The 24,919-nt window shown below is 45.9% G+C and carries 20 protein-coding genes and 20 tRNA genes; 31 read left to right on the top strand and 9 right to left on the bottom strand.

The window, feature by feature from the left end:
- Nucleotides 1–40: 40 nt before the first annotated feature.
- From ushA to hemA, 7 genes are all read right to left on the bottom strand, one after another.
- Entirely contained in the window at nt 41–1,723 is a 1,683-nt protein-coding gene (gene ushA / locus F7Y48_RS03695) for a bifunctional UDP-sugar hydrolase/5'-nucleotidase UshA (RefSeq protein ID WP_182037320.1), read from the bottom strand.
- Between the two features lie 151 nt (nt 1,724–1,874).
- A complete protein-coding gene (gene kdsA / locus F7Y48_RS03700; protein ID WP_005384095.1) occupies nt 1,875–2,726 on the bottom strand; it encodes a 3-deoxy-8-phosphooctulonate synthase in 852 nt (283 codons plus the stop codon).
- 53 nt (nt 2,727–2,779) lie between these two features.
- Complete coding sequence (locus F7Y48_RS03705; RefSeq protein WP_005384098.1) at nt 2,780–3,589, bottom strand: SirB1 family protein; 810 nt, start codon at nt 3,587–3,589, stop codon at nt 2,780–2,782.
- 6 nt (nt 3,590–3,595) lie between these two features.
- Nucleotides 3,596–3,979, bottom strand: a complete 384-nt coding sequence (locus tag F7Y48_RS03710; protein WP_005382225.1) for a SirB2 family protein — start codon at nt 3,977–3,979, stop codon at nt 3,596–3,598.
- A 40-nt stretch (nt 3,980–4,019) separates the two neighbouring features.
- Nucleotides 4,020–4,874, bottom strand: a complete 855-nt coding sequence (gene prmC, locus F7Y48_RS03715; protein WP_182037319.1) for a peptide chain release factor N(5)-glutamine methyltransferase — start codon at nt 4,872–4,874, stop codon at nt 4,020–4,022.
- A gap of 3 nt (nt 4,875–4,877) precedes the next feature.
- On the bottom strand, nt 4,878–5,966 hold the full coding sequence (gene prfA / locus F7Y48_RS03720; protein ID WP_006743330.1) for a peptide chain release factor 1: 1,089 nt from the start codon (nt 5,964–5,966) through the stop codon (nt 4,878–4,880).
- 29 nt (nt 5,967–5,995) lie between these two features.
- Nucleotides 5,996–7,252, bottom strand: coding sequence for a glutamyl-tRNA reductase (hemA, locus tag F7Y48_RS03725; protein ID WP_005384104.1), 1,257 nt, complete (start codon nt 7,250–7,252; stop codon nt 5,996–5,998).
- A 161-nt stretch (nt 7,253–7,413) separates the two neighbouring features.
- Between hemA and lolB the strand changes: the two genes are divergently transcribed.
- The 25 genes from lolB to F7Y48_RS03850 all read left to right on the top strand — a co-directional run bounded on the left by lolB (nt 7,414) and on the right by F7Y48_RS03850 (nt 14,429).
- The gene (gene lolB / locus F7Y48_RS03730; protein WP_248381591.1) at nt 7,414–8,025 is read left to right on the top strand and encodes a lipoprotein insertase outer membrane protein LolB; all 612 of its coding nucleotides are present in this window, start codon (nt 7,414–7,416) and stop codon (nt 8,023–8,025) included.
- Nucleotides 8,022–8,894 (top strand): 4-(cytidine 5'-diphospho)-2-C-methyl-D-erythritol kinase, encoded by an 873-nt coding sequence (ispE, locus tag F7Y48_RS03735; protein WP_046874292.1) that lies wholly within the window; start codon nt 8,022–8,024, stop codon nt 8,892–8,894. Before lolB ends, ispE begins: the two co-directional genes overlap by 4 nt.
- A gap of 27 nt (nt 8,895–8,921) precedes the next feature.
- Nucleotides 8,922–9,866, top strand: coding sequence for a ribose-phosphate pyrophosphokinase (locus F7Y48_RS03740; protein ID WP_005393176.1), 945 nt, complete (start codon nt 8,922–8,924; stop codon nt 9,864–9,866).
- Between the two features lie 151 nt (nt 9,867–10,017).
- Nucleotides 10,018–10,608, top strand: coding sequence for an aminoacyl-tRNA hydrolase (gene pth / locus F7Y48_RS03745; protein ID WP_005384112.1), 591 nt, complete (start codon nt 10,018–10,020; stop codon nt 10,606–10,608).
- 10 nt (nt 10,609–10,618) lie between these two features.
- The gene (ychF, locus tag F7Y48_RS03750) at nt 10,619–11,710 is read left to right on the top strand and encodes a redox-regulated ATPase YchF (RefSeq protein ID WP_005393178.1); all 1,092 of its coding nucleotides are present in this window, start codon (nt 10,619–10,621) and stop codon (nt 11,708–11,710) included.
- 284 nt (nt 11,711–11,994) lie between these two features.
- A tRNA-Met gene (locus F7Y48_RS03755) sits at nt 11,995–12,071 on the top strand.
- Nucleotides 12,072–12,111: 40 nt separating this feature from the next.
- Nucleotides 12,112–12,196: transfer RNA gene (locus F7Y48_RS03760), tRNA-Leu, on the top strand.
- Between the two features lie 32 nt (nt 12,197–12,228).
- Nucleotides 12,229–12,303, top strand: a tRNA-Gln gene (locus F7Y48_RS03765).
- 77 nt (nt 12,304–12,380) lie between these two features.
- Nucleotides 12,381–12,457, top strand: a tRNA-Met gene (locus tag F7Y48_RS03770).
- 54 nt (nt 12,458–12,511) lie between these two features.
- Nucleotides 12,512–12,596 (top strand) — tRNA-Leu (locus tag F7Y48_RS03775).
- A gap of 30 nt (nt 12,597–12,626) precedes the next feature.
- Nucleotides 12,627–12,701: transfer RNA gene (locus F7Y48_RS03780), tRNA-Gln, on the top strand.
- Nucleotides 12,702–12,754: 53 nt separating this feature from the next.
- Nucleotides 12,755–12,839, top strand: a tRNA-Leu gene (locus F7Y48_RS03785).
- A 30-nt stretch (nt 12,840–12,869) separates the two neighbouring features.
- Nucleotides 12,870–12,944: transfer RNA gene (locus F7Y48_RS03790), tRNA-Gln, on the top strand.
- Between the two features lie 69 nt (nt 12,945–13,013).
- Nucleotides 13,014–13,098: transfer RNA gene (locus F7Y48_RS03795), tRNA-Leu, on the top strand.
- A gap of 30 nt (nt 13,099–13,128) precedes the next feature.
- Nucleotides 13,129–13,203 (top strand) — tRNA-Gln (locus F7Y48_RS03800).
- 53 nt (nt 13,204–13,256) lie between these two features.
- A tRNA-Leu gene (locus tag F7Y48_RS03805) sits at nt 13,257–13,341 on the top strand.
- Nucleotides 13,342–13,363: 22 nt separating this feature from the next.
- Nucleotides 13,364–13,440, top strand: a tRNA-Met gene (locus tag F7Y48_RS03810).
- 54 nt (nt 13,441–13,494) lie between these two features.
- Nucleotides 13,495–13,579, top strand: a tRNA-Leu gene (locus tag F7Y48_RS03815).
- A gap of 30 nt (nt 13,580–13,609) precedes the next feature.
- Nucleotides 13,610–13,684: transfer RNA gene (locus F7Y48_RS03820), tRNA-Gln, on the top strand.
- A 53-nt stretch (nt 13,685–13,737) separates the two neighbouring features.
- A tRNA-Leu gene (locus F7Y48_RS03825) sits at nt 13,738–13,822 on the top strand.
- Nucleotides 13,823–13,844: 22 nt separating this feature from the next.
- Nucleotides 13,845–13,921: transfer RNA gene (locus F7Y48_RS03830), tRNA-Met, on the top strand.
- Between the two features lie 46 nt (nt 13,922–13,967).
- Nucleotides 13,968–14,052 (top strand) — tRNA-Leu (locus F7Y48_RS03835).
- A 29-nt stretch (nt 14,053–14,081) separates the two neighbouring features.
- Nucleotides 14,082–14,166 (top strand) — tRNA-Leu (locus tag F7Y48_RS03840).
- A 50-nt stretch (nt 14,167–14,216) separates the two neighbouring features.
- Nucleotides 14,217–14,291, top strand: a tRNA-Gln gene (locus F7Y48_RS03845).
- Nucleotides 14,292–14,344: 53 nt separating this feature from the next.
- A tRNA-Leu gene (locus tag F7Y48_RS03850) sits at nt 14,345–14,429 on the top strand.
- Between the two features lie 135 nt (nt 14,430–14,564).
- On the opposite strand, the gene F7Y48_RS03855 is transcribed toward F7Y48_RS03850, so the two are convergent.
- Nucleotides 14,565–15,743 carry a 2-octaprenyl-3-methyl-6-methoxy-1,4-benzoquinol hydroxylase gene (locus F7Y48_RS03855; RefSeq protein ID WP_258508421.1) on the bottom strand — a complete coding sequence of 393 codons (1,179 nt, stop codon included), beginning with the start codon at nt 15,741–15,743 and terminating at the stop codon, nt 14,565–14,567.
- A 257-nt stretch (nt 15,744–16,000) separates the two neighbouring features.
- Here F7Y48_RS03855 and miaB point away from each other — a divergent pair, with 257 nt between their 5' ends.
- The 5 genes from miaB to lnt all read left to right on the top strand — a co-directional run bounded on the left by miaB (nt 16,001) and on the right by lnt (nt 21,619).
- Nucleotides 16,001–17,425: a tRNA (N6-isopentenyl adenosine(37)-C2)-methylthiotransferase MiaB gene (gene miaB / locus F7Y48_RS03860; RefSeq protein ID WP_005391310.1), complete on the top strand. Its 1,425-nt coding sequence runs from the start codon at nt 16,001–16,003 to the stop codon at nt 17,423–17,425.
- Between the two features lie 73 nt (nt 17,426–17,498).
- Nucleotides 17,499–18,596: a PhoH family protein gene (locus F7Y48_RS03865; RefSeq protein WP_316681408.1), complete on the top strand. Its 1,098-nt coding sequence runs from the start codon at nt 17,499–17,501 to the stop codon at nt 18,594–18,596.
- Nucleotides 18,597–18,598: 2 nt separating this feature from the next.
- The gene (ybeY, locus tag F7Y48_RS03870; protein WP_182036856.1) at nt 18,599–19,063 is read left to right on the top strand and encodes an rRNA maturation RNase YbeY; all 465 of its coding nucleotides are present in this window, start codon (nt 18,599–18,601) and stop codon (nt 19,061–19,063) included.
- Nucleotides 19,064–19,168: 105 nt separating this feature from the next.
- Entirely contained in the window at nt 19,169–20,068 is a 900-nt protein-coding gene (gene corC, locus F7Y48_RS03875) for a CNNM family magnesium/cobalt transport protein CorC (protein ID WP_005384118.1), read from the top strand.
- Between the two features lie 33 nt (nt 20,069–20,101).
- Nucleotides 20,102–21,619, top strand: a complete 1,518-nt coding sequence (gene lnt / locus F7Y48_RS03880; protein WP_193447830.1) for an apolipoprotein N-acyltransferase — start codon at nt 20,102–20,104, stop codon at nt 21,617–21,619.
- 84 nt (nt 21,620–21,703) lie between these two features.
- Here lnt and F7Y48_RS03885 read toward each other — a convergent pair whose 3' ends face one another.
- Entirely contained in the window at nt 21,704–22,174 is a 471-nt protein-coding gene (locus F7Y48_RS03885) for a zinc ribbon-containing protein (protein ID WP_005373024.1), read from the bottom strand.
- A gap of 153 nt (nt 22,175–22,327) precedes the next feature.
- On the opposite strand from F7Y48_RS03885, the gene leuS reads away from it, so the two are divergent.
- Nucleotides 22,328–24,901: a leucine--tRNA ligase gene (gene leuS, locus F7Y48_RS03890; RefSeq protein WP_005391313.1), complete on the top strand. Its 2,574-nt coding sequence runs from the start codon at nt 22,328–22,330 to the stop codon at nt 24,899–24,901.
- The last annotated feature ends 18 nt before the right edge of the window (nt 24,902–24,919 follow it).

The following is a 24,919-nucleotide window of genomic DNA, read 5'->3' on the forward strand; positions in this document are numbered from 1 at the left end:
ATATCAGCGAGTTTGAGTCAATCGCTTTTTCTCTGTTGGGTTACTGATCAATCGCCGTATCAACTAAATACGTGATTTCACCTGAAGGGGCATACTCATTAACATCAATAGGGCTATGTGTTTCTAAATAATCCTTCAAAACCTCAGCATCGGTAAAACCTGTATTTACATACCCTGGATGATCGTCGATTTTAGGGTAACCATCACCACCAGCGGCATTATAGCTTGGTACGGTAAAGCGGTAATTACCATCTAAGCGAAGTTGTTTATTCCCAATGAACACATTGGTTACCTCACCATTATTGATACTCATCGCAATACCCGCAAACTGCGCGTAAGCTCCAGAGTCGACAGGCTTAGTTGCAACAACATTTAGGTAATCCAATACTTCTTTGCCCGTCATATCAACGTAAGAGACCATATTGCCAAATGGCTGAACAGTCAGCACATCTTTGTAGGTAATGTCACCTGCTGCAATCGAATCACGAACGCCGCCAGAATTCATTACGGCGAAATCTGCTTTTGCACGTTCCATATGAGCCGTTGCAATCAATCGACCTAAGTTAGTTTGCTGGTAACGCACCACATTGCGGTCACCCTCAAGCTTACCGTTAGATTCTGCAATCTTCACGTTTAGCTTGCCCTGACCTTTTTCTTGATAAGGACGAAGAAACTCAAGCATCGCTTCGTCTTGTTCAATCTCTTCTTGGATCAAAACTCGTTGCGACTGACCATCAACTTTAATTTTCTTTTTCAAGTTTACTGGGATCAGATCGTAGCTCACCATCGAGAGTTCACCATTACGAAACTCGTAATCGGCGCGTCCCACATATTTCCCCCACTCATGTGCCTGAACAATATAAGCACCATTTTGTTGATCAGGCTGACATTCATCACCCGGTTGAAAGCTCTTTTTGATGACGTTTGGACCTTCCATGCAAACCGGCTCTTGTGAGTGACCACCAACAATCATATCCAGATCACCTTCATTCAAATAACGAGCTAACGCTACATCACCAGGTGCATTGATGCCTCTATTGCCATTCTCATAGTGTCCCATATGTGTGACAGCAAAAATAAGGTCTGGGTACTCCGTTTCTTTCAGCTCAGCAATTAGGTTCTTGGCTTCTTCTTTTGGGTCACGGAAGTCAATTTGTTCAATGAATTCAGGGTTGCCAAGTTTCGCTGTATCTTCGGTTGTAAGACCAATTACTGCAATCTTAATACCCTGTTTTTTAAACATCGCGTACGGTTGGAATAGGCGCTTGCCAGTATTTTTATCGTAAATATTGGCAGACAACATCGGAAAACTTGCCCACTCTTGCTGCTTGAAAAGCACATCCAATGGATTATCAAACTCATGATTACCTAGCGCCATCGCATCGTAACCAATTTTGCTCATGCCTTTAAAATCTGGCTCCGCATCTTGTAAATCAGACTCAGGTACTCCAGTGTTGATGTCACCACCAGAAAGCAGTAATACACTGCCCCCCTCTGCTTGTATTTCTTCACGCAAATCATCTATTAACGTTTTACGTGCTGCCATACCGTACTCGCCGTATCGATTTTGCCAAAAACGACCGTGATGATCGTTAGTGTGTAGCACGGTCAATTTATAGGTTGTATCGGCATTCCATTCTGGTGCAGGTTGCGTAGCACACCCAGCTAACGAGGCCAAAATAGCGGCACTCAACGCAGTTTTAATAATCAGACGCTGCTTCATTTATTTACCTTTTTTCTTATTGGGAGTCACTGATGCACATTCCCAGCGGCCTAGAGCCTTTACAGCAAGAAGCTGAGAATGATGCGCCATCTGATAAAAAAATAGCCAACACGAGGTTGGCTATTGCATTTGATCACCAGTCATCTGGCGTTTACTTGATATCGATATCTGCAAAGCTCTTGATCAGATCATCAAGAGATTTCATTTGCGCTAGGAACGGTTCTAACTTGTCTAGCGGCAGTGCAGATGGGCCATCACAGCGTGCTTGGTCTGGGTTTGGATGCGCCTCGATAAATAGACCTGCGATGCCTGTTGCTAGACCCGCTTTCGCAAGTTCAACTGTCTGCTCACGACGACCGCCAGACGCCGCACCTGACGGGTCACGCATCTGTAGTGAGTGCGTTACGTCAAAGATGATTGGGCTGCCTTTCGATGCATTTTTCATCACACCAAAGCCAAGCATGTCTACGACTAGGTTATCGTAACCGTGGCAAGAGCCGCGCTCACATAGGATGATCTTGTCGTTACCGCATTCCGCGAACTTCTCAACGATGTTACCCACTTGACCTGGGCTCATAAATTGAGGTTTCTTCACGTTGATAACCGCACCTGTTTTGGCCATAGCTTCAACAAGGTCAGTTTGACGAGCTAGGAATGCAGGAAGCTGAATAACGTCTACCACGTCAGCGACAGGTTGAGCTTGCGCTTCAGTGTGAACGTCAGTGATGATCTTCACACCAAATGTGTCTTTTAGCTCTTGGAAGATTTTCATACCTTCTTCAAGGCCTGGGCCACGGTATGAATGAACAGAACTGCGGTTTGCTTTGTCAAACGACGCCTTAAATACGTAAGGAATGCCAAGTTTTTCCGTTACTTTTACGTAGTGCTCACAGATCTGCATCGCAAGATCACGAGACTCAAGAACGTTCATGCCTGCAAATAGGGTGAATGGCTTGTCGTTAGCAACCTGAATGTCGCCGATATTAACGATTTTCTGTTCCATTTTGATTCTCTTTTTCTGTCCACGACACGCCACAGTTCGGCACATCGATAAAATTAGTGAAGTGTGACGTGCGTTTCACTCATCACATTAACTTGTGATTTTAGTAGCTCAGAAGCCGGATCGTCAGGGCATTGGTCAATAAAGTACTGAAAATCTGACACCGCCACTTGAGGGCACTCTAGCTGTTGGAAGATAAAACCACGATCACGAATCTCGTATGGGTCATCTGGCACAAAGGTTAACGCAAGGTTCGTACAACGCAACGCCAGCGTGTAGTGCTCTTCACGTAACATCGCACTTTTGATCAACGCTAACCAGCGACCAATAATGGTTGGATTGTCAGCTTCTTCAAAGTGTTCTGGCTTTAACTGAGCCAACGGTCCTTCTTGCCCAATAAGCCAAGCTTGGAGAATTCTTTCCCCCACATACTCACCATTAAATGGGTTAATGTAGTCTGGCTTTTTATGCATCCAATCGACTTTTAGCAGAAACTGAGTAGGGAAAGTGACTCCCTTCAACGGGAAACCCAGCTTTTTGCCTAGATATAATAAAATCGAACCTAAACTAACCGGAATACCTTTTCGGCGCTCCAACACTTTATCGATAAAGCTGTTGTCCGAAATAAAGTATTCCTGCTCGTCGCCTTTGAATCCCCACTCATGGAAAAACAGTCGTAGGAATGCATCAAATCGTTGCTCTTCATCGGTTTCATGAACAAGCGTGGCTTCTGCATCTTTGTAAAGACGCTCTAACTCTTGTTTCGCCCAATGTACTTTGGTTTCTGGGTTAATCGCTTTGTTTAGCTCAAGCGCACCTTCCACCAACGGTATATTGTCAAAATCTTCGTCAAAAAACTCTAACATGACGTCTTATCCAAATAACGTAGGGCTCTTAGACACAGCAATGTTTGCAGCCATGACCAACCAACCTAATGCGCCGAAAAAGCCAAATATCTTCAGTAGGTTGTTTTTCGCAAGCTTCAACGAGAAGAAACCGAGTGCAATGTACGCCAGTACGCAGGTGATTTTGTTTGTTAACCACGGTGCGGCATCAGTAAACGGGATGAAACCAGTAATGAAAATAAGCGCGATACCTGACACTAGCAATGCAGTATCAACGATGTGGGGAAACACTTTCAAAAAGCGATTATTTCGCTTCGGTGAGTTCATCATCATTAACACGAATCGGATCGATAATAGTGTCGCGCTGAGCGCAATCGTCACTAAGTGTATGTGTTTTAGAGCTACGTACATTTTTCTTCTCTTTTTAGTTAGTGTTTGCTGACTTCCGTGATTAACAGGCAAAACAACCGAGCGTTACTCGATCGTTACCGCCGTAATCTTTTTCCGTGGCAACTTGTTGGTAACCAAAACCACGCATTATCTCACGTACGGCATCACCCTGATCATAACCATGTTCGAATGCCAGCCAACCGCCCACTTCAAGATACTGACGAGCAAGATCCGAGATATGGCGGATATCGGCTAAACCATTCTCCTTAGCAACTAATGCAGATTTTGGCTCAAAGCGCACATCACCTTGGGATAAATGTGGATCTTTTTCATCAATATACGGCGGGTTGGAGACAATTAAAGCAAACTTCGTACCCTCTGCAATAGGCTCGAACCAACTGCCTTGAGCAAAGGTCACATTTTTGATGTTTAGCTGCTCAGCATTGTACTCTGCAAGTGCTTTCGCTTCTTGCTTGAGATCTACGCCCATCACTTGACGTTTTGGCATTTCAGATGCGAGTGCGATAGCAATTGCCCCCGTCCCCGTTCCAAGATCTAAAATAGGTCCTGTTTGCTCATAGGTCTTATCGAGTGCAACTTCGACCAAACGTTCTGTATCCGGTCTTGGGATCAAGGTGGAGGGAGAAACTTTGAACGGTAGAGACCAAAACTCTCGCTCACCAATAATATAAGCGACGGGTTCACCAGCTAAACGTCGTTCAAGTAGAGCGTCGAATTTTGCTTGTTGCTCTGCTTCTAATGTTTTTTCTGGCCAGGTCAGTAGATAAGTTCGTGGTTTGCCAAGGACATGGCAGAGGAGTACAGCTGCATCGAGAGAAGGCGACTCTTTGCCGCCTTCTGCCAGTTTCGCCGTCGCACTTTTCAGTGCTTGCTCAATTGATTGAACTTGGCTCATCGATTAGCCGTTCTCTGCGAGCGCCGCAAGTTGGTCTGCTTGGTGCTCTTGAATCACAGGATCAATCAAGCTCTGCAGGTCACCTTCCATCACTTCGTTCAAACGGTAGATGGTCAGGTTGATGCGGTGATCAGACACACGACCTTGTGGGTAGTTGTAGGTACGAATACGGTCACTACGGTCACCAGAACCTAGAAGGTTACGACGTGTATCAGACACTTCTGCAGCACGACGCTCTTCTTCCGCTTGAACGATACGAGCAGCAAGAACCGCCATCGCTTTCGCTTTGTTCTTGTGCTGTGAACGCTCGTCCTGACACTCTACTACCGTACCCGTTGGTAAGTGGGTAATACGGATTGCAGAATCCGTGGTGTTAACGTGCTGACCACCCGCGCCAGATGCACGGAACGTATCGATTTTCAGGTCTGCTGCTTTGATTTCTGGCAGATCCGCTTCTGGGATTTCCGCCATCACCGCTACGGTACATGCAGAAGTATGCACACGGCCTTGGGATTCAGTTGCAGGAACACGTTGCACACGGTGACCGCCAGACTCAAACTTCAGTACGCCGTACGCACCATCGCCGCTCACTTTTGCGATCATCTCTTTGTAACCACCGTGTTCAGCTTCGTTTGAAGACATCACCTCGATGCGCCAGCCACGCTTTTCTGCGTACTTGCTGTACATACGGAATAAGTCACCCGCGAAAATACCCGCTTCGTCGCCACCCGCACCTGCGCGAATTTCTAGGAAACAGTTACGATCATCGTTCGGATCTTTTGGCAAAAGAAGAATCTGTAGCTCATCAGTAAGACGCTCAATAGTCGCTTTCGCTTCTTTGATTTCTTCTTGCGCCATTTCACGCATTTCTTCGTCGTCTTCGTTTGCCATCTCTTCAGCGGCGACAAGATCTTCTTGCGCTTGTTGATAAGCTTGGAAGCACTTGGTTACTTCTTCTAGCTGAGAGTACTCTCTTGATAGAGCACGGAATTTGTCCTGATCTCCAATAACATCAGGATCACCAAGAAGATGTTGAACTTCTTCGTAACGTTCTACTAGCGTTTCTAGCTTAGTCAGAATAGAGGCTTTCATAGTGTCGTTTTCTTAATAAAAAGCGTGAGTTATAGATCATCCAAGCCGAGTGTCTGGCGGATAATCGTTAATTTTGCTGGTTCGCCTTGCTCTGCCGCACTTTGCAGTGCGCGAGTTGGGGCGTGAATCAGTTTGTTGGTGAGTTTATTACTCAGCTCGCGCAGCACTTTCTCTGGATCTGCGCCCGCCGCTAAAGATTGCAAACTTTTGCTTAGTAACTCTTCACGAATTTCGTTGGCTGATTTGCGATAGTCGCGAATACTATCGACGGCTTGCAGTGAACGCAACCACGTCATAAACGCAGCGCTTTCTTCACTAACAATCGCTTCGGCTTGAATCGCTTCGACTTTACGCTGCTCAATGTTGCTGTCGATGATAGATTGCAAGTCATCAACCGAATACAAATATGCGTCGTTCAGTTCACCGACTTCCGACTCTACATCTCGCGGCACCGCAATATCGACTAACAAGATAGGTTGATGTCGGCGCTGCTTCAGAGCCGTTTCGACCATACCTTTGCCAATAATAGGCAATGGGCTCGCCGTTGAGCTAATCACGATATCCGCTTTCGCCAAATGTTCAGGAATTTCGTTCAAACTGATCACTTCTGCGCCAAATTGATCCGCTAAGCCTTGCGCACGCTCTTTAGTGCGGTTCGCGACAATCATTTTTGTGCAGCCGTTGGATGCTAAATGCTTTGCGACCAGTTCAATCGTCTCTCCCGCACCAACCAAAAGCACGGTTGAATCAGATAACGACTCAAAAATATGTTTTGCCAATGTACATGCGGCATAAGCCACGGACACAGCATTACCGCCGATATCTGTTTCTGTTCTCACACGCTTGGCGACTGAGAACGTCTTTTGAAACAGTTTATCAATTGAAGCATCGACGGCTTGATGATCTCGCGAGTCAGAAAATGCTTGCTTTACCTGCCCCAAAATTTGAGGCTCACCCAACACCAGAGAATCTAGCCCGCATGATACGCGCATCAAATGCTTAATTGCGGCTTGTTCTTCATGCACATACAAACTCGGCATTAAATCTTCGCGGCTCACTTGATGAAATTGAGCAAGCCAATCGATCAACTTGTTTCGCGCTCCTTGCTTAACATCGCAGTACAACTCAGTTCGGTTACAGGTTGAAACAATCACACTGCCGTTAACCGCTTCGTGCTCTCTAAGTTGCTCGAGTGCAGGGCCGAGTTTATCCGGACCAAACGCCACCTTCTCTCGCAAGTCGACAGACGCTGTATTGTGATTGATTCCAATAGCAAGCAAGGACATCTAACGTGGTATCTCTGGGATAGGTTATAAAATAGGTCCAGAATTTTACTGTAAGCACGCATTTATTGAAAGGGTAAGCCGGATTTGTTTTCCTAACTGCGACTTTTCAATGCTATAGTTGTGAGCGATTCCCGACGAAACTGATTAATAAGCCATCAAACATGACGTTACGCTCCTTTATTCTTTTTTTCTTGTCGAGCTTACTGCTCGCTGGTTGTTCCTCCGTTCCTGAAAGTGTTACCAGCGTTGAATGGCAAGCTCATGAGCAACGACTCGAGACCATCCAAGATTTTCAAGCAACGGGAAAACTTGGTTATATTGGCCCAGACCAAAGACAAAATTTAAATTTCTACTGGAAACATTCTTCAGCACTAAGCCAGTTGCGTTTAACTACGATTCTCGGACAAACGGCATTAAAGCTCACCATCACCCCACAAGGTGCCACAGTAGAAACTTACGACGATCAGGTCCTTTCCTCTCGCAGTGCAAACCAGCTAATTTACCGTCTTACGGGGTTAATGATGCCCGTTGAACACATGCCTGACTGGCTATTAGGCCTACCGACCGATGCCGACAAATTCCAATTGTCCCCAACCAATACACTGCAAGCGTTAAACAAACAAATTGGTTTAAATGATTGGCGTATTGCTTATCAACGGTATGGCGATGTTCAATGGCATGAGCAGTCTCTACCACTGCCAAATAAGCTGAGACTCACCACTGCTGACGTCAAAATAAATCTAGTGATCACAAAATGGAACATCACCCAATGATCGAACTTTCAACCCGCTGGCCATCACCAGCGAAATTGAATCTCTTTCTATACATCAACGGTCGCACAGAAAATGGCTACCACGAGTTACAAACCTTATTCCAATTCGTCGATCACGGCGATGAGCTCACCATTCAAGCAAACCATTCTGGTGATATTACGATTTCTCCAGATATAGAAGGTGTGCCTCTTCAAGACAATTTAATTTGGAAAGCAGCAACCGCACTTCAAGCATACTCAGAGTGCCCTTTTGGCGCACATATTGAGCTACAGAAAGTGCTACCTATGGGTGGGGGCATTGGTGGGGGCTCATCGAACGCGGCTACAGCATTAGTGGCACTGAACTACTTATGGCAACTGAATCTAACTGACGATGAACTGGCTGAAATTGGTTTAAAACTGGGCGCAGACGTGCCCGTGTTTGTGCGCGGATTTGCAGCTTTTGCTGAAGGTGTTGGCGAGAAACTCTCCCCCGCTTATCCCGAAGAAAAGTGGTATTTAGTCGTCAGACCGAATGTTTCTATCGCAACCGTCGACGTTTTTTGTCATCCAGATCTAACGCGAAACACCCCAAAACGAGATCTAGAAACACTTTTAAATACACCAAGCGTAAACGATTGCGAAAAAATTGTACGAATGCTCTACCCAGAGGTTGATAAGCAACTTTCTTGGCTGCTACAATACGCGCCGTCAAGATTGACGGGGACAGGATCTTGCGTTTTTGCTGAATTTTCGAGCAAATCTGAAGCAGAAACTATCCTTGCACAACTCTCTGATAAAGTCTCGGCATTTGTCGCTCAAGGGCGCAATATTTCGCCATTAAAAGAGACTTTGGCTGAATACCAATCAGCCTCACACCGACCTATTTAAACTGGACGCAAACCCGAGGTTTCCACCGTGCCTGATATGAAGCTATTTGCTGGTAACGCAACACCTGAACTAGCCCAACGTATTGCTGATCGTCTTTACATCTCTCTTGGTGATGCATCTGTTTCTCGCTTTTCTGATGGCGAAGTTGCAGTTCAAATCAATGAGAATGTTCGTGGTAGCGATGTTTTCATCATTCAATCCACTTGTGCACCGACTAACGACAACCTAATGGAATTGGTTGTTATGATTGATGCAATGCGCCGTGCTTCAGCAGGCCGTATCACTGCAGTTATCCCTTACTTCGGCTACGCTCGCCAAGACCGTCGTGTACGTTCTGCGCGTGTGCCAATTACTGCAAAAGTTGTTGCTGATTTCCTATCTAACGTTGGTGTTGACCGCGTTCTAACTATCGACCTACACGCAGAGCAAATTCAAGGCTTCTTCGATGTACCTGTAGACAACATCTTCGGCACGCCAGTGCTACTTGAAGATATGCAGGCTCGCGGTCTAGATAACCCTGTTGTGGTATCTCCTGACCTAGGTGGCGTTGTTCGTGCTCGCGCAACAGCAAAAGCACTAGGCGACATCGACATCGCAATCGTAGATAAGCGTCGTCCACGTGCAAACGTTTCTGAAGTAATGAACCTAATCGGTGATGTTGAAGGTCGTGACTGTGTGATCGTTGATGACATGATCGACACAGGTGGCACACTATGTAAAGCAGCTGAAGCACTAAAAGAGCGCGGTGCTAAGCGTGTATTCGCTTACGCTACTCACGCTGTATTCTCAGGCAACGCTGCGGACAACATCAAGAACTCAGTTCTTGACCAAGTTATCGTAACTGACTCTATCTCTCTATCTAAAGAGATGGCTGCAACAGGCAAAGTGACAACACTAAGCCTATCTCGCATGCTAGCTGAAGCGATTCGTCGTATCAGTAACGAAGAGTCAATCTCTGCAATGTTCAACTAATCCGAACATTTCAGTTAGACTGATTTCAAAAGCACCCCTCTTTGGGGTGTTTTTTTATTTGTACTGATAACCAGAAAATCCCTTGGTCGCCCACTGCGAGAATTCTGTGCTATCATACTGCGCTTTTTGAGATTCCAGAGAGATCCTAACCTTGAGTCAACAAATCAAACTTCTTGTTGGTCTTGCTAATCCAGGACCAGAATACGCCAGAACTCGTCACAATGCGGGCGCTTGGGTTGTAGAAGAATTAGCACGCGTTCACAACGTTACACTGAAGAACGAACCAAAGTTTTTTGGTCTAACAGGACGCATTATGGTCAATGGCCAGGATCTCCGTTTGCTTATCCCAACCACCTTCATGAATCTATCAGGTAAATCGATCGCAGCGCTTGCGAAATTTTATCAAATTAAACCTGAAGAGATCATGGTTGCTCATGACGAGCTGGACTTACCGCCAGGTGTCGCTAAGTTTAAAAAAGGTGGGGGTCACGGTGGACACAACGGTCTGCGTGACACCATTAGCAAACTGGGCAATAACAAAGATTTTTATCGTCTTCGCATTGGCATTGGTCATCCGGGACACAAAGATAAAGTGGCGGGTTTTGTATTAGGTAAAGCGCCAGCTAAAGAGCAAGAGCTTTTAGATGCAGCAGCTGATGAGGCTGTTCGTTGTCTAGATATCCTGATTAAGGATGGCCTATCTAAAGCACAAAATCGCCTCCACACGTTCAAAGCTGAATAAGGTTACTATCATGGGTTTTAAATGTGGCATCGTTGGTCTACCTAACGTAGGTAAATCAACTCTGTTCAACGCACTAACTAAAGCGGGTATCGAAGCAGCAAACTTCCCGTTCTGTACCATTGAACCAAACACTGGTGTGGTTCCTGTGCCAGATCTACGTCTAGACGCACTAGCTAAGATCGTTAACCCACAGAGAGTTCTTCCAACGACGATGGAGTTCGTGGACATCGCTGGTCTTGTTGCTGGTGCATCACGTGGTGAAGGTTTAGGTAACAAATTCCTAGCTAACATCCGTGAAACAGACGCGATTGGCCACGTTGTACGTTGTTTTGAAAACGAAAACATTGTTCATGTTTCAGGTAAAGTTTCACCTATCGAAGATATCGAAGTGATCAACCTTGAACTTGCAATGGCTGACCTTGATTCTTGTGAGCGAGCGATTCAACGTAACGCGAAGAAGGCAAAAGGCGGCGATAAAGACGCAAAATTTGAACTAACAGTACTAGAAAAACTGTTACCAGTACTAACTGAAGGCGGCATGGCGCGCACAGTTGAGCTATCTAAAGAAGAGTTAGCAGCAATCGGCTACCTAAACTTCCTTACACTGAAGCCAACTATGTACATTGCAAACGTAAACGAAGATGGTTTCGAAAATAACCCATATCTAGATGCGGTTCGCGAGTTCGCAGAAAAAGAAAACAACGTCGTTGTACCTGTATGTGCAGCTATCGAATCTGAACTATCTGAACTAGAAGATGAAGATCGCGAAGAATTCCTAGCGGATATGGGGATCGAAGAACCGGGGCTGAACCGTGTAATTCGCTCTGGTTACGAGCTACTGACTCTACACACCTACTTCACGGCGGGTGTTAAAGAAGTACGTGCGTGGACAATCCCTGTTGGTGCAACTGCGCCTCAGGCTGCAGGTAAGATCCACACTGACTTCGAGAAAGGCTTTATTCGTGCAGAAGTAGTCGGTTACGACGATTTCATCCAATTCAATGGTGAAAATGGCGCAAAAGACGCAGGTAAATGGCGTCTAGAAGGTAAAGACTACATCGTAAAAGATGGTGATGTTGTACACTTCCGCTTCAATGTTTAATTAAATGAATGAGTTTTAAACACTTCATTTACACTAAAAGCCAGCTGCTAAGCTGGCTTTTTTAATACCTTAAGTAAATGAGCAAAAATAAATTACCTAACTGCAAGCTAATTTATTTCCAGTTTTAGATCATAAACACGCCTCTTTGTTTAAAAAGGAAGCGAACGAGGTTTTTTCCGAAATTTATTAAAAAAAACTGTTGACGGATCTCACTCAACTTCGCATAATGCGCGCCGTTCCCAACGACAAGGCAACGAAGCGTTGAGAGCAAAAAATATGGTTTTGGCTACGTAGCTCAGCTGGTTAGAGCACATCACTCATAATGATGGGGTCACAGGTTCGAATCCCGTCGTAGCCACCATTCCTAAGTGTTCTTTTTATCAGAGCAATTAGGAATAGATGCGGAAGTGGCGGAATTGGTAGACGCACCAGATTTAGGTTCTGGCGCCGCAAGGTGTGAGAGTTCAAGTCTCTCCTTCCGCACCATATTTTAAATAGTCATTGTGACTATTGCCTGCAGGTCTATCGCCAAGCGGTAAGGCAGCGGCTTTTGATGCCGCCATTCCCTGGTTCGAATCCAGGTAGACCTGCCATTATTCAAGTGAGATTCCTTTATAAAAGGGGTTGTCACTGAGAGCGTGAAGGTTTATATTGTCTCGCTCCAAAAGATGGCTACGTAGCTCAGCTGGTTAGAGCACATCACTCATAATGATGGGGTCACAGGTTCGAATCCCGTCGTAGCCACCATGAACAACGTTATTTAGGTTTTTACCAATTACCTTGATAACTACAGAATAAGTTGCGGAAGTGGCGGAATTGGTAGACGCACCAGATTTAGGTTCTGGCGCCGCAAGGTGTGAGAGTTCAAGTCTCTCCTTCCGCACCATTATTGAAGTCTCTTTTATTAGAGCAATGTAGGGCTATCGCCAAGCGGTAAGGCAGCGGCTTTTGATGCCGCCATTCCCTGGTTCGAATCCAGGTAGCCCTGCCACATACAATGATATTAAGATTTTACCAATTATCTTGATATCTACAGTTCAAGTTGCGGAAGTGGCGGAATTGGTAGACGCACCAGATTTAGGTTCTGGCGCCGCAAGGTGTGAGAGTTCAAGTCTCTCCTTCCGCACCATTATTGAAGTCTCTTGTATTAGAGCAATGTAGGGCTATCGCCAAGCGGTAAGGCAGCGGCTTTTGATGCCGCCATTCCCTGGTTCGAATCCAGGTAGCCCTGCCATTATTTTCCTTGAAATAGAGGAACGATATTGAGATTTTACCAATTATCTTGATATCTACAGAATAAGTTGCGGAAGTGGCGGAATTGGTAGACGCACCAGATTTAGGTTCTGGCGCCGCAAGGTGTGAGAGTTCAAGTCTCTCCTTCCGCACCATTATTAAAGTCTCTTTTATTAGAGCAATGTAGGGCTATCGCCAAGCGGTAAGGCAGCGGCTTTTGATGCCGCCATTCCCTGGTTCGAATCCAGGTAGCCCTGCCATATACAATGATATTGAGATTTTACCAATAATCTTAATATCTACAGATCAAGTTGCGGAAGTGGCGGAATTGGTAGACGCACCAGATTTAGGTTCTGGCGCCGCAAGGTGTGAGAGTTCAAGTCTCTCCTTCCGCACCATTCTTGATCAAAAGTTTAAAATGGCTACGTAGCTCAGCTGGTTAGAGCACATCACTCATAATGATGGGGTCACAGGTTCGAATCCCGTCGTAGCCACCATAAACAACGTTATTTAGGTTTTTACCAATTACCTTGATAACTACAGAATAAGTTGCGGAAGTGGCGGAATTGGTAGACGCACCAGATTTAGGTTCTGGCGCCGCAAGGTGTGAGAGTTCAAGTCTCTCCTTCCGCACCATTATTGAAGTCTCTTTTATTAGAGCAATGTAGGGCTATCGCCAAGCGGTAAGGCAGCGGCTTTTGATGCCGCCATTCCCTGGTTCGAATCCAGGTAGCCCTGCCACATACAATGATATTAAGATTTTACCAATTATCTTGATATCTACAGATCAAGTTGCGGAAGTGGCGGAATTGGTAGACGCACCAGATTTAGGTTCTGGCGCCGCAAGGTGTGAGAGTTCAAGTCTCTCCTTCCGCACCATTCTTGGTCGAAGTTTTAAAATGGCTACGTAGCTCAGCTGGTTAGAGCACATCACTCATAATGATGGGGTCACAGGTTCGAATCCCGTCGTAGCCACCATTGATTGGATTGCTAGCATAAGCTATCGGTCACGTAGATTTAAGATGCGGAAGTGGCGGAATTGGTAGACGCACCAGATTTAGGTTCTGGCGCCGCAAGGTGTGAGAGTTCAAGTCTCTCCTTCCGCACCATCTTAAATTAATCTACACTATCAGAATACGCGGAAGTGGCGGAATTGGTAGACGCACCAGATTTAGGTTCTGGCGCCGTAAGGTGTGAGAGTTCAAGTCTCTCCTTCCGCACCATTCTTTCTCTCGGTAAGAGAGGTTAAGTAGTCTTTGACTATTTACGCTGTAGGGCTATCGCCAAGCGGTAAGGCAGCGGCTTTTGATGCCGCCATTCCCTGGTTCGAATCCAGGTAGCCCTGCCATATACAACGATATTGAGATTTTACCAATTATCTTGATATCTATAGATTAAGTTGCGGAAGTGGCGGAATTGGTAGACGCACCAGATTTAGGTTCTGGCGCCGCAAGGTGTGAGAGTTCAAGTCTCTCCTTCCGCACCATTATCGGAAAACCCAGCATTACTTTGCTGGGTTTTTTCTTTTTTTGGTTCTGGACTCGGGAAATCATTAGATTTGCCGAATTAAAAAAGCGAGCTCATGGCTCGCTTTTTTTCTATCTGTGGATTGAGTAACTTACTACATACCTAAAGCGTATTTCAGTACTTGAGCCTTGATCGGTCCTGAGTTTTCAGCAAACTTCAATGCAGCATTACGTACAAACTTCAATGGCCCAAGGTCGTTGCTAAAACCTTTATAGAAAAAGTCCATGCCAGTCTGCATGAGTAAGTTGTCAGGTCGACGTGCACGTTCGTATTTCGCGAGTAAGGCATCTTCCAGCTGTTCTTTGTGTTCTGTTACCGAAAGGAGAACGTCTACATCTTTGAAGCCTAAGTTTACCCCTTGCCCTGCAAGCGGGTTAATCGTATGGGCAGAGTCACCCACTAACACGCAATTTTTGCTTGAGTAGCTTTGTGCATGACGACGAGTGAGTGGGAATGAGCCAAACTGTAAAACTTCAATATCGCCCAATTCAGCAGGGAAATGACGTAAGATTTCTTCCCTTAGTTGAGGTTTACCCATCGCACACAGTTGTTTAATGCGTTTTGGCGAGTCATACCAAACCAACGAACCTTGGCCTACTTCTTGACCGTCTTCATTAGTCAAAGAGCACAAAGGTAAAAATGAACGCGGGCCTGAAGGAGTAAATTGTTGCCAAGTGATATCTTGCTGTGGCAATTCTGTTTTCACGTTAATCAACATGCAGTGTTGTCGGTAATCCCACGCAGTCACACCAATTCCAGCCAATTGACGAACTTTAGAGTTTGCACCATCAGCACCAATTACCCAGTTAGCTTCAAACTGCACCCCACTTTCTAGTGTCACAAGGTTTACATCTGCAAACTCAATGTCTTTTAATCGCTCGGGACACATCACGGTTAGATTGTCATACTGAGAAAAGACTTGCCAAAGACCTAATTGGATTAGGCGGTTTTCAACGATATAACCTAGCTGCTCCAATGACAGTTCATCAGAGTGAAAACGAGTACGGCACTCCGGGTGCTCCCAAGTTTCTAAACGCCGATAAGGGCAAACTCGCATACTTTTAATTTCTGACCATGCGCCGAGTGAATCAAGTAACTCCACCGACTGGTGCGAAATCGCAGATACGCGAATATCCATCGCCTGAGCGGCATCAAAAGCTTTGGGTTTTGCACCTTCAACCAAGACAACGCTTCTGCCCTGCTTGGCAAATCCAACAGCGACGGCTGCCCCAACCATACCGCCACCGATCACGGCGATGTCATACTTGTTCATTTTTTACTCTTCATCGTGCTGATTAATTGGCGTTTTTTATTGTACTTTCCATGGCTATTTTTACAAAATTGTTTAACAAAAAACCTTGTTCTGCATAGGGCGAAAAACTAGATTTCATCAGGCTTTGCAGAGAATTAGCCAGATCACTAGTCAGGTGCTTTTTAAAGCAGTACAATACGCCGCTTACCGCCGTGATGGCGGCTATAATTTGAGCAATAGCTCTCCAATTTAAGTACAACTGAACGAGCGAAAGTGAGATGAGTAAGAAACTGCTAATTAAAACCTGGGGCTGCCAGATGAACGAATACGATTCATCAAAAATGGCCGACCTGCTTAATGCTGCAAACGGCTACGAGCTGACGGAAGAGCCAGAGGAAGCAGACGTACTTCTACTTAACACCTGTTCGATCCGTGAAAAAGCGCAAGAGAAAGTTTTCCACCAGCTTGGCCGCTGGAAAACACTAAAAGATAAAAAACCTGGCGTAGTTATCGGTGTAGGTGGTTGTGTAGCAACGCAAGAAGGTGACCATATTCGTGAACGTGCACCATACGTCGACGTTATTTTTGGCCCACAAACTCTGCACCGCCTACCTGAGATGATCAAACAATCTCAGTCGGATGACGCACCAGTTATGGACATTTCGTTCCCAGAGATCGAAAAGTTCGACCGCCTACCAGAGCCTCGTGCGGAAGGCGCGACAGCATTCGTTTCTATTATGGAAGGCTGCTCGAAGTACTGTACTTACTGTGTCGTACCGTACACTCGTGGTGAAGAAGTAAGCCGTCCAATGGATGACGTGCTGTTCGAAATCGCACAGCTTGCTGAACAAGGCGTACGTGAAGTAAACCTACTGGGTCAAAACGTAAACGCGTACCGCGGTCCAACACACGACGGTGAAATCTGTTCATTTGCAGAACTGCTTCGTTTGGTTGCGTCTATCGATGGTATCGACCGTATTCGTTTCACAACGAGCCACCCGCTAGAATTCACTGACGACATCATCGCGGTTTACGAAGATACGCCTGAGCTTGTGAGCTTCCTGCACTTACCTGTGCAAAGTGGTAGTGACCGTATCCTAACTATGATGAAACGCCCTCACACCGCTATCGAGTACAAGTCGATCATCCGTAAACTGCGTAAAGCTCGTCCTGATATTCAAATCAGTTCAGACTTTATTGTTGGTTTCCCTGGTGAGACAGACAAAGACTTCCAAGACACAATGAAGCTAATCAAAGATGTAGACTTTGACATGAGCTTCAGCTTCATCTTCTCTCCACGTCCAGGTACGCCAGCAGCGGATTACCCTTGTGATGTATCAGAACAAGTGAAGAAAGAGCGCCTTTACGAACTACAGCAAACTATCAATGCTCAAGCGATGCGTTACTCTCGCTTAATGCTTGGCACAGAACAACGTGTTCTAGTTGAAGGTCCTTCGAAGAAAAACCTAATGGAACTGCGCGCTCGTACAGAAAACAACCGTGTAGTAAACTTTGAAGGTAGTGCAGACCTAATTGGTCAGTTCGTTGATGTGAAGATCGTAGACGTATTTGCGAACTCACTGCGTGGTGAGCTAGTACGTACTGAAAAAGACATGGATCTTCGTAGTGTGATTTCCCCAACGCAGATGATGGCGAAAACACGTCGCGAAGATGAGCTGGGTGTAGCTACTTTTACGCCATAAGCTCGTATAAATAGCCATGGAGAGCCTGGTCGTTATCAGGCTCTCATTAAGTGGCAAAAAATGAGAGGCAACATTGAGTAATAAAATCGTAACTCTAGAAATTAACCTAGAACCTTCCGACAACCGCCGACTTGCTAGCCTGTGCGGTCCATTCGATGACAACATCAAGCATTTAGAACGTCGTCTAGGCGTTGAAATTAACCACCGTAGTGACCATTTTACAATTGTCGGTAAACCTCATACCGCATCAGCTGCGCTGGATATCCTGAAAACTCTGTATGTTGATACCGCACCTGTACGAGGTGAGATCCCAGACATTGAGCCTGAACAGATCCATTTAGCGATTAAAGAGTCTGGTGTTCTTGAGCAGAATACTGAGTCTAATATCGAGCATGGTAAAGAAGTCTTCGTCAAAACCAAGAAAGGCGTGATCAAACCACGTACGCCAAACCAAGCTCAGTACTTGGTTAATATGGTCACGCATGATATTTCTTTTGGTATTGGCCCAGCTGGTACAGGTAAAACTTATCTTGCTGTTGCAGCAGCAGTTGACGCACTAGAGCGCCAAGAGATCCGTCGTATTCTATTGACGCGCCCTGCGGTTGAAGCCGGTGAGAAACTGGGCTTCCTACCTGGTGACTTAAGCCAGAAAGTCGACCCATACCTACGTCCACTATACGATGCCCTATTTGAAATGTTGGGCTTTGAGCGCGTAGAGAAGCTGATTGAACGTAACGTGATTGAGGTAGCCCCTCTTGCTTACATGCGTGGTCGTACTCTAAACGACGCTTTCATCATTCTTGATGAGAGTCAGAACACCACGGTGGAGCAGATGAAGATGTTCCTAACGCGTATTGGTTTTAACTCTCGCGCAGTTATCACTGGTGACGTCACGCAAATCGACTTACCTCGTGGTGCAAAATCAGGTCTTCGTCATGCTATTGAAGTATTAAGCGAAGTCGACGACATCAGCTTTAACTTCTTCTTAGCAGACGACGTTGTACGTCACCCAGTTGTTGCTCGTATCGTTAACGCGTATGAGAAGTGGGAAGCACAAGACCAGAACGAGCGTAAAGAGTTCGAGAAGCGTCGTCGTGAAGAACGCGATGCGAAGTTACTAGAAGCAGCAAAAGCTGAACTGAATGCACAAGTTGCTTCCACTAAGGAATAATCATGGCGATTGAACTTGATCTGCAACTGGCAGTCGAAAATGAAGAAGGGCTGCCTTCGCAGCAAGATTTCCAATTGTGGCTAGATAAGACGATTCCTCTCTTCCAGCCACAAGCCGAAGTGACCATTCGCATTGTTGATGAACAAGAAAGTCACACGCTTAACCATGAGTATCGTGGTAAAGATAAACCGACTAATGTGCTGTCTTTTCCATTTGAAGCTCCTCCGGGTATGGAAATAGATTTACTTGGCGACTTAATTATTTGCCGCCAAGTCGTTGAAAAAGAGGCAATTGAACAGAACAAGCCTCTGTTAGCACATTGGGCGCATATGGTTGTACATGGCAGCTTGCATCTGCTAGGTTATGATCATATCGAGGATGACGAAGCCGAAGAGATGGAGTCCCTCGAAACCGAAATCATGCAAGGTATGGGCTATGAAGACCCTTACCTTGCTGAAAAAGAGTAGCCATTGGCTATTCAGCAGGGAAAGGCGAACCACCTAAATGATTCTCGTGTTCGCCTCTCTATGTGTGCTATCACACTTCTGATAGCGTTACTTAATTGAGAAACAATGAACGAAGATAATTCTCCCTCTTCTAACGAAGATAAGAAAGAAAAGGCAGAAGGTCCGAGTAGAAAGTCCTTCTTTGAACGTCTAGGTCAATTATTTCAGGGCGAGCCAAAAGATCGCCAAGAGCTTGTGGATGTTATCCGTGACTCTGAAGTCAATGACCTGATTGACCATGACACCCGCGATATGCTTGAAGGTGTTATGGAAATCTCCGAAATGCGCGTGCGTGACATTATGATCCCGCGTTCGCAAATGGTTACGGTTGAGCGTACTCACGACCTTGATACCTTGGTTGCCTTGATTACCGATGCTCAACACTCTCGCTACCCTGTGATCAGCGAAGATAAAGACCATGTGGAAGGCATTCTTCTTGCGAAGGACTTACTTAAATACTTAGGCTCAGGCAGTAATCCATTTGATATCGAAGAAGTTATTCGACCAGCCGTTGTGGTACCGGAAAGTAAACGCGTTGATCGACTGCTGAAAGAGTTCCGTGAAGAACGTTATCATATGGCCATTGTTGTCGATGAATTCGGTGGTGTTTCTGGTCTTGTGACCATTGAAGATATCCTTGAAGAAATCGTCGGGGATATCGAAGATGAATTCGATGAAAGCGAAGAGACAGACATTCGTAAGCTTAGCAAGCATACGTTTGCTGTCAGAGCGCTGACAACCATCGAAGAGTTTAATGAGACATTTGGAACTAACTTCAGCGATGAGGAAGTAGATACCGTTGGTGGCATGGTCATGACTGCCTTTGGTCACTTACCTTCTCGTGGTGAACTGGTTGAAATTGAAGGTTACAACTTCAAAGTCACCGCTGCCGATAACCGTCGTGTCATTCAACTCCAAGTGACGATCCCAGACGAAGAAACCCTGGTTGAAGCCACTCAAGAGTAACGCGATACCCATTGGGAATCTCAGAAAATTATAATGATGAATGAACTCTTTCATCGCCTCAAGCGGCCCTTAGTGGCCGCTTTTGTTGGCGCCTCTACTACGCTCGCTTTTGCACCTTACCAGTTGTGGCCTGTTGCCATTCTTAGCCCAGCTATTCTACTGATTCTTCTTGCTAACCAAACTCCGAAACGTGCACTGTGGATTGGCTATGCTTGGGGGTTGGGTCAATTTGCAACTGGCGTTAGCTGGGTGTACGTCAGTATCTCCGGCTTTGGTGGCATGCCACTGATTGCCAATTTATTTTTAATGGGCTTGCTTGTCGCCTACTTGGCTGTTTATTCAGGCTTATTTGCTTGGCTTAACAACAAGCTATTTCCTCAATTCACACTCACAAAAGCGCTTCTCGCTGCGCCCGCTTTATGGCTAATCAGTGATTGGTTGCGTGGTTGGGTGATGACCGGCTTCCCGTGGCTATGGCTAGGCTACAGCCAGATTGATGCTCCACTAGCAAGCTTTGCGCCTATCGGTGGCGTGGAACTGCTCACTCTATTTATCCTTATCAGCGCGGGGGCATTAGCCTATGCTTGGGTTCATAAACAGTGGCTGATGGTGATTATTCCTGCGGTATTACTCAGCACAGGCTTTGGGATTCGAAACTACGATTGGGTAACACCTCGGCCAGAAGACACGACTAAGCTCGCGCTGATTCAAGGTAACGTTGACCAAAACCTTAAGTGGCTGCCAAGCCAACGTTGGCCAACCATCATGAAATACGCCGATCTCACTCGTGAAAACTGGGACGCTGATATTATCGTCTGGCCAGAAGCTGCAATTCCTGCTTTTGAAATTGAAGTGCCTTCATTTTTGAGCAATATTGACAGCGCAGCAAAAATGAATAATAGCGCAATCATCACTGGTGTCGTCAACCAAGCTGAGGATCGACAGTTCTACAACAGTATTCTGTCCCTTGGCATCACACCATACGGTGACTACAGTTTCGACTTGAGCGAACGCTACCATAAGCATCACCTATTACCGTTTGGTGAGTTTGTTCCATTTGAGGATATTCTGCGCCCATTAGCGCCATTCTTTAACTTACCGATGTCGTCGTTTAGCCGTGGGGCTTTTGTGCAGCCCAACATCGTTGCGAATGGCATGCACATGGCACCAGCGCTTTGCTATGAGATCATCTTTAATGAGCAAGTACGTCAAAATGTGACTGACGAAACAGACTTCATTCTAACGCTATCGAACGACGCATGGTTTGGTCACTCTATCGGCCCTCTTCAGCATATGGAGATCGCCCGTATGCGTGCCTTAGAATTAGGTAAACCGCTCATCCGCTCGACTAACAACGGATTAACAGCGGTAACCGATCACAAGGGAAAAATCGTTGAGCAAGTACCGCAGTTTGAAACTGCAGTGCTACGCGCAGAGCTCACCCCAACCAATGGGAAAACGCCATATCGAATCGTAGGTACTTGGCCATTGTATATTTGGGTGGGATTAAGTTTAGCGCTGGCTTTCGGTTTAAGAAGAAAACAGAGCTGATAACAGCTTGAAAGTAGAAAAGACAAAAAAGAGGCGACCAAGCCTCTTTTTTATTCATTGCATTATACAGTCGTTACGCGCCATTTATGGCTTTAATGACTGGCGAGTAAAGCCTTTGTGACCACATTTAATACACGGAATGATTACAGTTGGGTGGTTATACGTTGTCTTGTGACCACACTCATCACAGACCAAGGTACCTAAGCCTATCACCTCTCCTGCTTCATATAGCCCTTGATGCTCTAAGTCATCGAACAACTCAACCCACTCAACTTTAGTTCGGTCTGTAATCTCTAACAGCCCTTGCCATATCGAATCCGCAATCGTTAAGTAAAACGGACCACTTTTACTGTCCTCGTAACTCTCTGAAAACTCTTTTAAGTCTGCTTTAAGGTACGCTTTGATTAAAGCCAATTCATCTTTGGTCAAGTCATTAGCAGCATCCACCACTTTGCCCGACGTCTCAATCGCTTTGTTAACTTCTTCCGGACTGTGCTTCAAGGTTTCAATCACATCCTCGAGCATTTCCTCATAACCTGTTTTACGTTTAGGCATAACTGACCTCCATCTTTCTCCTACCTGCGTCACTTAAGGGCGCATGGGTACAGATTGGCTATTGTTGTGATCCCTAGCTTTAGGTATTCTATGACGATCTATTTAAGTCTGTTCTAACCGAACTCACAAATTCCAAGATAACGGATACCATCGATGCAAGAACAATACAACCCACAAGATATTGAACAAAAAGTTCAAAAGCACTGGGATGACAACAAAACCTTTGTTGTAAGTGAAGACCCAAATAAAGAAAAATTCTACTGTCTATCCATGTTCCCATACCCAAGTGGTCGACTGCACATGGGTCACGTGCGCAACTACACTATCGGTGATGTAGTATCTCGTTTCCAACGCCTACAAGGTAAAAACGTGATGCAACCAATCGGTTGGGACGCATTCGGTCTACCTGCAGAAAACGCAGCAGTAAAAAACAAAACTGCACCAGCACCTTGGACTTACGAAAACATCGAATACATGAAGAACCAACTTAAGCTTCTAGGCTTTGGTTACGATTGGAACCGTGAATTCGCAACATGTACGCCTGAGTACTACCGCTGGGAACAAGAGTTCTTCACTAAACTTTACGAGAAAGGTTTAGTTTACAAAAAGACGTCTTCTGTTAACTGGTGTCCTAACGACCAAACTGTTCTTGCAAACGAGCAGGTTGAAGACGGTTGTTGCTGGCGTTGTGATACGCCTGTAGAGCAAAAAGAAATCCCTCAATGGTTCATCAAAATCACTGAATATGCTCAAGAGCTACTAGACGACCTAGACAAGCTTGAAGGTTGGCCTGAAATGGTGAAAACCATGCAGCGCAACTGGATTGGCCGATCTGAAGGCGTTGAGCTGAAGTTTGAGGTTAAGGGTCAACAAGACCTAGAAGTTTACACGACACGTCCAGATACGCTAATGGGTGTGACTTACGTGGGCATCGCAGCCGGCCACCCTCTTGCAGCTCTTGCTGCAGAGAACAACCCAGAGCTTGCAGCGTTTATCGACGAATGTAAGAACAACAAGGTTGCAGAAGCTGAGCTAGCGACAATGGAGAAGAAAGGTATGGCTACTGGCCTTACTGCTATTCATCCATTGAACGGCCGTGAAGTACCAGTATACGTAGCAAACTTCGTATTGATGGACTACGGTACAGGCGCGGTAATGGCAGTACCTGCACACGACCAACGTGACTACGAGTTCGCAACGAAGTACGGTCTAGACATCGTGCCAGTTATCAAGCCTGCTGATGGCAGCGAGCTAGACATCTCTGAAGCAGCATACACAGAGAAAGGCGTACTGTTCGATTCAGGTGAATTCGACGGCCTAGAATTCCAAGCGGCGTTCGATGCAATTGCAGCGAAGCTAGAAGCAGAAGGCAAAGGCACTAAGACTGTAAACTTCCGTCTACGCGACTGGGGTGTATCTCGTCAACGTTACTGGGGCGCACCAATCCCAATGGTAACGACTGAAGACGGTGAAGTTCACCCAGTACCTGCTGACCAACTACCAGTGATTCTTCCAGAAGACGTGGTAATGGACGGCGTAACCAGCCCAATCAAAGCAGATAAAGAATGGGCGAAGACCACATTCAACGGCGAACCTGCTCTACGTGAGACAGATACGTTCGATACGTTCATGGAATCTTCTTGGTACTACGCGCGTTACTGTTCACCGCAAGCAGACGACATCCTAGATCCAGAAAAAGCAAACTACTGGCTACCAGTAGACCAGTACATCGGTGGTATCGAGCACGCTTGTATGCACCTACTGTACTCACGCTTCTTCCACAAGTTGCTACGTGACGCGGGCTACGTAACGTCTGACGAACCGTTCAAGCAACTACTGTGTCAAGGCATGGTACTAGCTGATGCGTTCTACTTCGAGAACGAGAAAGGCGGCAAAGAGTGGGTAGCTCCAACAGACGTAGCCGTTGAACGTGATGGTAAAGGCCGCATTACTTCTGCTAAAGACACTGAAGGTCGCGATGTAACGCACTCAGGCATGATCAAGATGTCTAAGTCTAAGAACAACGGTATCGACCCTCAAGAAATGGTAGATAAGTACGGCGCTGACACAGTACGTCTATTCATGATGTTCGCGTCTCCAGCGGACATGACACTTGAATGGCAAGAGTCTGGCGTAGAAGGTGCGAACCGCTTCCTAAAACGTGTTTGGAAACTAGTGAAAGAGCACACAGCGAAAGGCGCAGCAGAAGCAGTAGATACCGCCGCGCTTTCTGGTGATCAAAAAGCACTTCGCCGTGACGTTCACAAAACTATTGCGAAAGTGACGGACGATATCGCTCGTCGTCAAACATTCAACACCGCGATCGCAGCGATCATGGAGCTGATGAACAAACTAGCGAAAGCGCCTCAAGAATCTGCGCAAGATCGTGCAATCCTTGACGAAGCACTGAAAGCTATCGTTGTCATGCTTTACCCTATCACTCCGCATATCTCATACGAGCTATGGGCAGCACTAGGTGAAACAGACATTGATAACGCGGCGTGGCCAACATTTGACGAAAAAGCGCTAGTTGAAGACGAAAAAACTATCGTTGTTCAAGTTAACGGTAAGCTACGTGCGAAGCTAACAGTCCCAGCGGATATCTCTAAAGACGATATCGAACAGCTTGGTCTAAACGACGAAAACGTGGTTAAGTTCACTGATGGCCTGACTATTCGTAAAGTCATTTACGTTCCAGGTAAACTGCTGAACATCGTTGCAAACTAATCACAGCTTGCAATTTGT

The organism is Vibrio sp. 2-1-2a (assembly GCF_032648565.1).
Lineage (GTDB): Bacteria > Pseudomonadota > Gammaproteobacteria > Enterobacterales > Vibrionaceae > Vibrio > Vibrio diabolicus.